The organism is Arthrobacter sp. 05T47 (assembly GCF_056395825.1).
This window is the reverse complement of record NZ_JBFTKG010000064.1, coordinates 1-10,043: the sequence shown is the minus strand read 5'-3', so window position 1 is coordinate 10,043 and position 10,043 is coordinate 1. Positions and strand designations below refer to the sequence as shown.

The 10,043-nt window shown below is 68.0% G+C and carries 10 protein-coding genes; 3 read left to right on the top strand and 7 right to left on the bottom strand.

Annotated elements, in window-relative coordinates:
- Window positions 1-1,625 (bottom strand): DUF222 domain-containing protein (locus AC1DEY_RS22120; protein ID WP_476869865.1); only part of this gene is annotated, 1,625 nt, incomplete at its 3' end.
- 277 nt (window positions 1,626-1,902) lie between these two features.
- Here AC1DEY_RS22120 and AC1DEY_RS22115 point away from each other — a divergent pair.
- Window positions 1,903-2,457 (top strand): NUDIX domain-containing protein, encoded by a 555-nt coding sequence (locus tag AC1DEY_RS22115; RefSeq protein WP_476869864.1) that lies wholly within the window; start codon window positions 1,903-1,905, stop codon window positions 2,455-2,457.
- A 58-nt stretch (window positions 2,458-2,515) separates the two neighbouring features.
- On the opposite strand, the gene AC1DEY_RS22110 is transcribed toward AC1DEY_RS22115, so the two are convergent.
- The 3 genes from AC1DEY_RS22110 to truB are packed head-to-tail and all read right to left on the bottom strand — an operon-like array spanning window position 2,516 to window position 4,366.
- Entirely contained in the window at window positions 2,516-3,046 is a 531-nt protein-coding gene (locus AC1DEY_RS22110; RefSeq protein WP_476869863.1) for a hypothetical protein, read from the bottom strand.
- 1 nt (window position 3,047) lies between these two features.
- Window positions 3,048-3,401, bottom strand: a complete 354-nt coding sequence (locus AC1DEY_RS22105) for a hypothetical protein (protein WP_476869862.1) — start codon at window positions 3,399-3,401, stop codon at window positions 3,048-3,050.
- Entirely contained in the window at window positions 3,401-4,366 is a 966-nt protein-coding gene (truB, locus tag AC1DEY_RS22100; protein WP_476869861.1) for a tRNA pseudouridine(55) synthase TruB, read from the bottom strand. The genes AC1DEY_RS22105 and truB overlap by 1 nt, the downstream gene beginning before the upstream one ends.
- A 97-nt stretch (window positions 4,367-4,463) precedes the next feature.
- On the opposite strand from truB, the gene AC1DEY_RS22095 reads away from it, so the two are divergent.
- Together AC1DEY_RS22095 and AC1DEY_RS22090 are read left to right on the top strand one after the other, a co-directional pair.
- Window positions 4,464-5,678 (top strand): pyridoxal phosphate-dependent aminotransferase, encoded by a 1,215-nt coding sequence (locus tag AC1DEY_RS22095; protein WP_476869860.1) that lies wholly within the window; start codon window positions 4,464-4,466, stop codon window positions 5,676-5,678.
- Window positions 5,679-5,770: 92 nt separating this feature from the next.
- Window positions 5,771-5,974, top strand: coding sequence for a hypothetical protein (locus tag AC1DEY_RS22090; RefSeq protein WP_441409407.1), 204 nt, complete (start codon window positions 5,771-5,773; stop codon window positions 5,972-5,974).
- Window positions 5,975-6,074: 100 nt separating this feature from the next.
- Here the strand turns inward: AC1DEY_RS22090 and trxA are convergent, their stop codons facing one another.
- The 3 genes from trxA to infB all read right to left on the bottom strand — a co-directional run.
- On the bottom strand, window positions 6,075-6,512 hold the full coding sequence (trxA, locus tag AC1DEY_RS22085) for a thioredoxin (RefSeq protein WP_476869859.1): 438 nt from the start codon (window positions 6,510-6,512) through the stop codon (window positions 6,075-6,077).
- A 158-nt stretch (window positions 6,513-6,670) separates the two neighbouring features.
- The gene (gene rbfA / locus AC1DEY_RS22080; RefSeq protein WP_441409405.1) at window positions 6,671-7,180 is read right to left on the bottom strand and encodes a 30S ribosome-binding factor RbfA; all 510 of its coding nucleotides are present in this window, start codon (window positions 7,178-7,180) and stop codon (window positions 6,671-6,673) included.
- 246 nt (window positions 7,181-7,426) lie between these two features.
- On the bottom strand, window positions 7,427-10,043 hold a 2,617-nt coding region (gene infB / locus AC1DEY_RS22075), incomplete at its 5' end, for a translation initiation factor IF-2 (RefSeq protein ID WP_476869858.1).

Below are 10,043 nucleotides of genomic sequence, written 5' to 3'. Positions count from 1 at the left end.
GCGCAGCCCTGGTCCCGGGCTGTGAGGGCTTTGCGGACATGGGGCGGGAAGACCCGGGAAGCGCGGCCGATATCCAGGATCCGGCCGTCCCCGCCGAGCACCATCGGGATGATGTCGGCGTCGCAGGCGAGTTTGCGGATGGTCGAGGCGGTGACGGGGCCGGTGAACGTCACCGATCCGGTGCCGTCGTGGTCGGGTCCGGCACCGCCGAGCCGCTGGAGGAGGTCGCGGTAGTCGATGGTGGCCATGATCTGGGGCCGGAGACCGCCTGTTGCGGGCAGCCCTCCGGTGGCGAGGGCCACCTTGCAGGCTCCGACGAGGCCGTCGAGCAGCCGTTGCGGCCGGGAGCGCTGGTCGAGCAAGTCAACTGCACTGGTGTCGGCGCCAAGGCCTACGCCCGCGTCGGCGCTCGCTACCATGGCGGCGCCAAGGCCTACGCCTGTGGCGGCGCTCGCTACCATGGCGGCGCCCAGGCCTACGCCCGTGTCGGCGTCCGCGACCGTGGCGGCGTCCGCGACCGTCACCGTGCCCTGTGCTCTGTCGGGTCCCATTTCCGAGCCGGTGTCTAGGCCGGCGCGAGGGTTGGTGGCGGTGTTCATGACGGTGACGAGGTGTTCGTACTGTTCGGCGGTGGCGAAGATTTCCAGGTGGTGCAGGCCGTGCCGGGGTTTGCGGATGAAGGCGCCCTGGATCCGGCGCAGCAGTTCCTCGGAGGGTTCCGCGCCGTCCTGGTCCAGGGCGTCGGTCCATCGCCGAGCGATCCGGACCAGGAAGTCGGCGTCGTTCTCTAGCGCCGTCAAGGTCAGGGCACGTTCCATCGTGGCCGCGGCCTCGGGGCGGCAGAYGTGCCGGACCCGGTCCAGGGCGAGCGTGATGACGGTCGCGGCGCGCGAGGCGACCATGCCGGAAGCGACGGCGGCGGCGAGCTCCACCCGCGCCGGCGGCTCGGTGTGGCCGCCGRTACCGGTGTGGGGCARCAGCTCGGCGGCGAGCRTGAGCCKGCGCCGGGCTTCGGCGGCGCTGATCCGCAACCGGACCCGCAGGAACTCTGTGGCGTTCCGGCAGCCGTCGTCCGCCGCCGCGGATGGAGCGTCCAGCCCGGCCGTCTCGGCGCCGTATCCGGCGTCAGAACCGCTGTCAGCCCCGGCGCCAGTCGCGCCKTTTTGTCGGGCGTYGGGTTCCTGTTTCCAYCCGGTGAGCCAGCCCTCCGGCGCCGCAGACTCCGGCCCGTGGCAGGACAGGGCCGGCCGGGYCCCKGCTGACTGTTTGCGTGTCCGGTCCACCGCSGCKGCGGCTACGAGTTGCAGGTATTCCATGTTGCGGGAGAGTTCCTCTAYCCGGCCGGCGAAGTCCGCGGCCTCCAGCAGGCCGAACCGGGCCGCCTCGSCGCACGCCGTCGGGGTCGAGGACCSGAGCAGGGCCAGCGCAGAGTTCAGCGCCGAGCCGACRGACGTTTCCCCGGCGTCTGTAGTTGCSCTGCAGCTGATACTGGTCGCCGTGGCGTTCCCGGCGCCGGCCACTGCCTCAGTCCAGGGATCAATAGCCGCGAACCGGGGCAGCAGGGAGGACACCACCGGCCCGGCCCACGGGGCCGGATCCGGGACGAAATCTCCAATGGCTTCCATAACTGAACTCTGCCAGAGRGGTACGACAAAAAACGGACCTGGTCCTGCTGAGGTTTCGCCCGTAGGAAATCGCCCCGTAGGAAGCGCCGCAGCACGATTTGCTCCAGCTCAATGGGGTCCCGGGCGGCCTTTGCTGACCTTGGTCGCGGAATCGGTCAGCGCCCCGACGCCCACGCAGCAACGAACCAGAGGCCCGGACAGCAACACCCAGCCGTCACCCGTAACACTGCGTAGGTTGCCCGCCCCTCTGCGGACCGKCGCGTGGCAAGCTGTAGGGATGGACATCACAGCCACACCGCRGGCCGGGGAATCACCATTCGCGCTGCCTGCGCCGGGCGATCCKCGCCAYCCGSTCGGTCCACGCGATCCKGGTGACGCCTGGGTCGAGGGCGACCGCGGACGGTTCTGGGGACGGTTCGGTTCCGCCGGGCTCCTACTCCACGACCCTGGAAAGGGAATCCTGCTCCAACACCGCGCGCTGTGGAGCCACCAGGGCGGCACGTGGGGGCTCCCCGGCGGCGCCCTGCACCACGGTGAAGAGGCAATCCACGGGGCATTGCGGGAAGCAAAGGAAGAAGCGGCCGTTCCTCCGGAGAACATCCGCGTCCTGTTCACGTCGGTGTTCGACGTCGGCTATTGGACATACACCACGGTGGTTGCCGAAGCGCTGCAACCGTTCGACGCCGCGATCAGCGACCAGGAAAGCCTCGAACTGCAATGGGTSGAGATTGRGGAGGTCGGCAGCAAGGAACTGCACCCCGGTTTCGCCGCGGCGTGGCCCGGGTTGCGCAGCAGGCTCGCGGATCACTGGCGCGTCGTCCGCCGAGGCTAGCCAGCAGCCGGTGGCCAGCCGGCCGGCGACGGGCCAGTCCCGGACGGTACAGCCGGGGCTAGCYGTGCAGGGGCGCGGGSCGCCGGCGATACAGCCAGATGAGTCCCAGAATGGGCAGCAGGAGCGGGATGAATCCGTAGCCGCGGCCGAACAGGGACCATACGGTCTCGTGCGGGAAGTTCACCGAGTCGAACACGCTCAGTGCCCCCACYACGAGGACGCCCACCAGTTCCACCAGGACTGCCACCACCGAAACCTTGAATGCGGTGCGGCCAGGCTTSGCGAGGGAAACCGTRGCCACGACGTAGACAACTGCGGCGAAGGCTGACAACAGGTACGCCAGGGGCGCCTCGGAAAACTTCGTCAGAATCTGGTAGCCGGCGCGGGCCGTTGCCGAAATCGCGAACACGGCATAGACCGCGATGAGCAACCGTCCCGGCCCGGTGTTGCGGGTATTGGCCGCCACCGGTGCAGTGTCCGCCGTCCCGGTCGAATCCGCCGCRGCGTCCGTGGACCCGGAGGCCGCCTCTGCCGGGTTGCCAGTGCCGTCCTGCGAGGGTTTTGCAGTCACGTTTTCTGCCTCTTCCATCTCAATACCAGATCTGGTTCATTCGGGCCGCCATCACCAGGGCGGTGACGCCGACGGCGGCCAGGACGAAGTTGCTCCAGCGGGTCCGCTCCAGGATGGCCCAGTACACGGCGCCGATCGGGAGCAGCAGCGCCGTCGCCAGGTAGCCCCAGAACTCCCACGGCTCCCCTGCCATCTGCTCCCCGCTGGCCACCCTGACAATCGAGCCCACCAGATAGACCAGCAAGGCAAGTTCGACGACGGCCACCGACAGKATSGTCGTGTCGTTGGGCGCCTTCTTCAGGATCCCTGCTGCGATGCAGATGATGCTGGAGAGCAGRCCAACGACCAGAATGATGTAAAAATACGCGTCCACTASTGGCCGGCCAACTTTTCATCGCCGTGCTTCTCATTATCTGGCGCGAATACCAGGACAGGYTTGGCGTAGCTTCCGGCGTCGGCCAGGAGGGCCACGAGCGTGCCGTCAGGCGCGAACGCCGCCGCGGGCTTGTCCGCGGTCGCAGCCTCCGGCGTATCGGCGGTGGCCCCGGCAGCGATCCTTCGGCCAAAGGAAATCTCGGTGGTCTCCGCCTCGCTGAGTTCGCGGTTGGGCATCAGCGCACGGGCCGCGTCCGAGATCTCGAGGACGTCCAGCTTCTCGGCCAACTGTTCGAGCGTGTGCGCCTGGTCAAGGGTGTAGGGACCCACTTGGGTCCGGCGGAGTGCCGTMAGGTGACCGCCGACGCCGAGGGCCTCACCGAGGTCGCGGGCCAGGGCGCGGATGTAGGTCCCGGACGAGCACTCGACCGTGACATCCACATCCACGGCCTCGCTGCCTGCGCCACTGTCACCGTCACTTCCGTCATTTCCGCGGCGGATCTCGTGGACCTCAAAGCGGTGKATCGTCACGGGGCGCGCGGCGAGCTTGACCTCTTCACCGGACCGGACCCGGGCGTAGGCGCGTTCGCCGTTGACCTTGATGGCGCTGACGCTGCTGGGAACCTGTTCGATGTCCCCTGTCAGTGCGGCGACGCCGGCACGGATGGCATCATCGGTGACCCCGGCGGCACTGTGGGTGGCAGTGACCTCGCCTTCGGCGTCGTCCGTCACTGTGGATTCACCCAGYCTGATGGTGGCGGTGTAMGTCTTGGACGTRCCCACKATGTAAGTCAGCAGCCGSGTGGCTTTGTTGATGCCCACCACCAGAACCCCGGTGGCCATGGGATCCAGCGTCCCGGCGTGGCCGACCTTTCGGGTACCGGCGATCCGCCGCATCCGTCCAACCACATCGTGGCTGGTCCATCCTTGCGGCTTGTCAACTATCACCAGTCCAGAAAGCACGCCTCCCAGTATATGCGGGCCAGCAGCGCCCCACCGCCCAYSTCCCCGCCGCCGACCGCCCTCACCCGGGTGGACGCCGGGCGTTAGGATGGCACACATGCCCGAGCTTGCCGCACATGTCCGCGACGTCCCGATCAACCAGATCCGCGAGATCACCGAAGCCGCCTGGGGAACGCCRGGTGCGATCGTGTTGAGCATCGGGGAGCCGGGCTTCGCCGTCCCGCGCCATGTCCTKGAGGCCGGGATGGCCTGCCTTGACCGCGACGAGACCAAYTACACCCCGAACGCCGGSATTCCCGSGCTGCGGGAGGCCTTCGCGGCCCGYTTCCGGGAACACAATGCGACGCCGGTCGGCGCCGATCGGGTCTATGTGGTGGATGGTGCSCAGCAGGGCCTGCACTTCGCCATGAGCCTGCTGCTCTCCCCCGGGGAYGAGATCCTYATTCCCAACCCCGGCTACCCCACCTTCGCGATGACGAGCAGCCTGCTGCACGCTGTGCCCGTCCGCTAYCCGCTGTATCCGGAGCACGATTTCCAGCCGCGGATAGAGGACATCGAGGCGCTCATCACGCCGAGGACCAAGGTGCTGATCCTGAATTCGCCGTCCAACCCGCTCGGCGCTGTCCTGGGCGAGGACCTGACGCGCCGCCTTGTGGAACTGGCCARGCGGCACGATCTGTGGGTCATCTCCGACGAATGCTACGAGGCGTTCACCTACGATGTCCCGCATGTCAGCCCGGCCCGCTTCGACAGCGATGTTCCGGGAGAAGCGCGCGTGTTCACTTCGCTCACGCTGTCCAAGACCTATGGGCTGACGGGTCTGCGCATTGGCGCGCTGATCTGCCCGCCGGGGCTGGAGCAGAAGATGAACAACGTCATGGAGTCGATCGTGTCCTGCGTGGCGTCGCCGTCGCAGTACGCCGCGCTGGCGGCGCTGACCGGCCCGCAGGACTATGTCAGCCACGCCCACGCCCACTACCGGGCCAACCGCGACGCGGCCTCSGAAGTGCTCAGCTCCCACGGCRTCCCCTATCTCGCGGCCCAAGGCGCGTTCTACCTGTGGGCGGACGTGTCGCATGCCAGCGGCGGGGATGTCCGGGCCTGGACTCGCCGYTTCCTGGCCGATTCCGGCGTCGCCTTCGCTCCCGGCACGGCGTTCGGGTCCATCGGCGAGGGCTGGATCCGCATTGCGCTCTGCGGCAACAGGGMCGATCTTGTGGAGGGCCTTGGCCGCATCCCTGCCCGCGAGCCGGCGGCGGACCACGCCGGGACCACCGGCCCTGTTGCCGGTGCCGCTGGAGTCATAGCCTAAACACACGGCGCTCCCAGCCGACCCGGTTATCCTGACTTTGGGCTTTCCCGGCTCGTCCGGGCACCCTGGAATTCCGGCCAAGGGGGTACATCGTGTGGTGGCAAGACCTGCTRTGGGGTTTCTGGAATGGGCTGACGGCCTGGATCGTCCTGATCGCCCATGTTTTCGGAGCCTGGACTGAGTTCCCGTTCTACAACTCCGCCCGCGCGGGGAACTGGTACGACTTCGGTTTCCTCCTGGGCGCAGGATCGCCTGTGCTGGGCGGCTTGGGTGTGGGGCGCTCCCGGCGCCGTTAGGGCATCTCGAGATGGCACTTAGCGGCAATGTTTCTCCTGCGCACTGCCGTGATCTGCCGTCTCGGCGGCATCTGCGTGCCAACCCCGGCTCAACCGGCGGTTACCTCGGGTTTGCCGCCAAGGCCTCATCCAGCCAGCTGCGGAGGGCCGCGGCCGGCGGCGCACCGGTCTGGCGGGCCGCCACTGCCCCGTGCTTGATGACAAGCAGCGTTGGGATGGCCTGGATATCGAACCTTCGGGACAACCCCGGGGAGGTGTCGACGTCGACCTTCACGAGCTTGACCTTCCCTGCCCGCTCCTTCGCCAGCTTGTCCARCACCGGGCTGACCATCCGGCAGGGTCCGCACCACGCCGCCCAGAAGTCCACCAGTACCGGGACGGCAGACTCCTCGGCGACAACCGGGAAGTCGGCATCGCCCGCGGACACGATCCAGGGAAGGTCCTGCCCGCAATTGCCGCAGCGCGGGCGCCCGGGCGCGGCCGCAGGAATCCGGTTGGTCTTCCCGCAGCGCGGGCACTTGGTCAGGCTGGTTTCCACGGCACTCCGGCGCTTTCCCGCATCCCTGCAGTCATTTGCTCCATGAGACTCCCSGGCCCCTGAACGGGCCTAGAGTCGAAGGTCCCCAGGARACAGCAGGGGCCGGACCCGTTACCGGATCCGGCCCCWGCYGGTGAAGGCACWGCCACAAGGCATTCTTACTTGTTGCGGTCCTCGTCGATCGCTTCGTTGTCGATGAGGTCCAGGTCCTCTTCGTCGAAGTCGTCCTCGTCCAGCTCAACGTCCTGAGGCGTGTCGCTCTTGTAGGGATCGGCGTCGCCGGCGTGCGTGGCGCGTTCGGCCAGCGCGGCCACCTCGGCGTCGCGCTTCTTCGCCTCGCGGAGCAGCTCCTCAAGGTTCGAGGCGTTCACGGGGATCTGGTCGGCCACGAATTCGAGGGTGGGAGTCAGCCGCACGGTGATGTTCCGGCCGACTTCCTGCCGCAACACGCCCTTGGCCTTCTCCAGGCCCTTGGCGGCGTCGGCCTGGGCCACTTCGTCACCGAACACGGTGTAGTAAACGGTTGCGTGCTGCAGGTCGTTGGTGACCCGCGAGTCGGTCACGGTAACGCCCTCAAGCCGGGGATCCTTGACCCTCCGGCCCAGAGCCTCCGCAACAACAACCTTAATCCGCTGCGCCAACTTGGCAGCCCGTGCGGGATCAGCCATTTCCACTCCTAAAAATTTGGATGTACGACGGCGCCGGAACGGTGGCCGCACACTGTTGGGTTTTGATGCCACGCGCCTAAGGYGAGTCTACGACGGACTCCCGTTGGGTTTTTTCCGGCGGCCGGGGAGTGGCATCGGGCCTATCGGAGCCGGGCGGTTTGCGATCGAAGATCGAAAACCGTCCGGCGAAGGGGCGGGGCCGCCGGAAAAAATCCAACGGCCCCGCACCTGTAACGCTAGGACACCTTAGACGCGCGGCTTTTCGCGCATCTCGAAGGTCTCGATGATGTCACCTTCGTTGATGTCGTTGTACGAGCCAAGACCGATACCRCACTCGAAGTCCGTGCGGACCTCGGTGGCGTCGTCCTTGAAGCGCTTGAGCGTCTCAACRGTGAGGTTGTCRCCGATGATCTTGCCGTCGCGRGTRATGCGGGCCTTGGCGTTGCGCCGGATAACACCSGAGCGGACGATCGAGCCTGCAATGTTGCCGAACTTGGAGGAACGGAACACYTCGCGGACCTCGGCGGTGCCAAGCTGGACCTCTTCGTACTCCGGCTTGAGCATGCCCTTGAGGGCTGCCTCAATGTCATCGATTGCTGCGTAGATGACGGAGTAGAAGCGCATGTCCACGCCTTCGCGGTCTGCCAGTTCGGCAACACGCTCGGCGGGCTTGACGTTGAAGCCGATGATGACGGCGCTGTCGACCGTTGCCAGGTTGACGTCGTTCTGCGTGATCGCACCGACACCGCGGTGGATAACGCGGAGCTGGACACCCTCGCCGACGTCGATCTTGAGCAGCGCGTCTTCGAGGGCTTCCACGGCACCGGACACGTCACCCTTGAGGATGAGGTTGAGGGTGTCGATCTTGCCATCGGCGACRGCCTGGTCGAAGTCTTCCAGGCTGATGCGCTTGCGGCGCTTGGCCAGTGCGGCGTTGCGGTCGGCGGCTTCACGCTTCTCGGCGATCTGGCGGGCGGTGCGCTCGTCAGCGGTCACGAAGAAGGTGTCACCGGCGCGCGGGACGTTGGACAGACCCAGCACCTGCACGGGGCGGGACGGGCCGGCCTCGGTCAGGGCGCTGCCGTCGTCGTCGAACATCGCACGGACRCGGCCGTGGGCCGTGCCTGCCACGATGGTGTCGCCGACGTGCAGGGTACCGGACTGAACCAGGACGGTAGCCACGGAACCGCGGCCCTTGTCCAGGTTGGCTTCGATCGCGATACCGCGGGCGTCCTTGTTCGGGTTGGCKCGCATGTCCAGGGCAGCGTCTGCGGTGAGCAGGACGGCGCCGAGGAGCTCCTCGATGTTGAGGTTCTGGCGGGCAGAGACCTCAACGAACATGGTGTCGCCACCGTATTCTTCCGGAACCAGGCCGTACTCGGTCAGCTGGCCGCGGACCTTGTCCGGGTTGGCGCCTTCCTTGTCGATCTTGTTCACGGCCACGACGATCGGCACGTTGGCCGCCTGGGCGTGGTTGAGGGCTTCAACGGTCTGGGGCATGACGCCGTCGTCCGCTGCGACCACCAGGATGGCGATGTCGGTGACCTTCGCACCACGGGCACGCATGGCGGTGAACGCCTCGTGGCCCGGAGTATCGATGAAGGTGATCTTGCGGTCGACGCCTTCGTGGGCRTGGGTGACCTGGTAGGCACCGATGTGCTGCGTGATGCCGCCGTGCTCGCCCGCCATAACGTCGGACTTGCGGATGGCATCGAGCAGTCGGGTCTTACCGTGGTCAACGTGACCCATGACGGTGACAACCGGAGGACGTGCCTCRAGGTCYTCRTCGCCTTCGGCTTCCAGTTCGGCGTCGAAGTCGATGTCGAAGGTGGAGAGCAGCTCGCGCTCCTCGTCCTCCGGGGACACAACCTGGAGCTTGTAGCCAAGCTCCTCGCCGAGCAGCGCGAAGGTCTCTTCATCCAGCGACTGCGTGGCCGTGGCCATTTCGCCGAGGTGGAAGAGGACCGTCACCAGCGCTGCGGGGTTCGCCTCAATCTTGTCGGCAAAGTCCGTGATGGACGAGCCACGGCGAAGCCGGACTACGGTGTTGCCGTCGCCGCGGGGTACGCTCACGCCACCCAGCGACGGGGCACTCATCTGCTCGAGTTCCTGACGCTTGGCACGCTTCGACTTGCGCTGCTTGCCACGGCCTGCGCCGCCCTTACCGAAGGCACCCTGGGTGCCACCGCGACCGCGGCCACCCTTGCCGAAGCCGCCGCCGGCCGGAGCGCCGCCACCGGCACCGGGAGCACCGGTACCCGGAGCGCCACCCGGACGGCCCGGACCACGGCCTCCGCCGCCGGGACGGCCGGCACCAGCGGGTGCGGGACGTTCGGTGCGGTTGGGCATCATGCCCGGAGTCGGGCGGTTGCCGCCGGCTCCTGCCGGACGACCGGCACCGGGGGCGCCAGCCGGACGCGGAGCGCCGGGGCGGGGGCCGCCTGCGCCTGCTGCCGGACGGGGACCACCCGGACGGGGGCCGCCTGCGCCTGCTGCGGGGCGCGGACCACCGGGGCGTTCGCCCTCGGTGCGGCTTCCGCCCGGACGGGGCATGCCCTGGGAAGGAGCGAACGGGTTGTTGCCCGGACGCGAGGGGCGTTCGTTGTCGCCGCCGCGGCCGCGGGGCATGCCCTGGGACGTGGCGAAGGGGTTGTTGCCGGGACGGGGACCGCCCGGACGGGGTGCAGAACCGCCCTGGCGTGCCGGAGCAGCCGGGGTTTCAGCCTTGGGGGCGGGACGCGCGCCGGGCTTGACGCCGGTCGAGGGAGCAGCCGGGGCTTGGGCAGCAGGGGCTGCCGGAGCCTGCGCGGCGGGCGCTGCCGGAGCAGCGGGCGCGGCGGCAGGTGCCGCAGCAGCCGGAGCC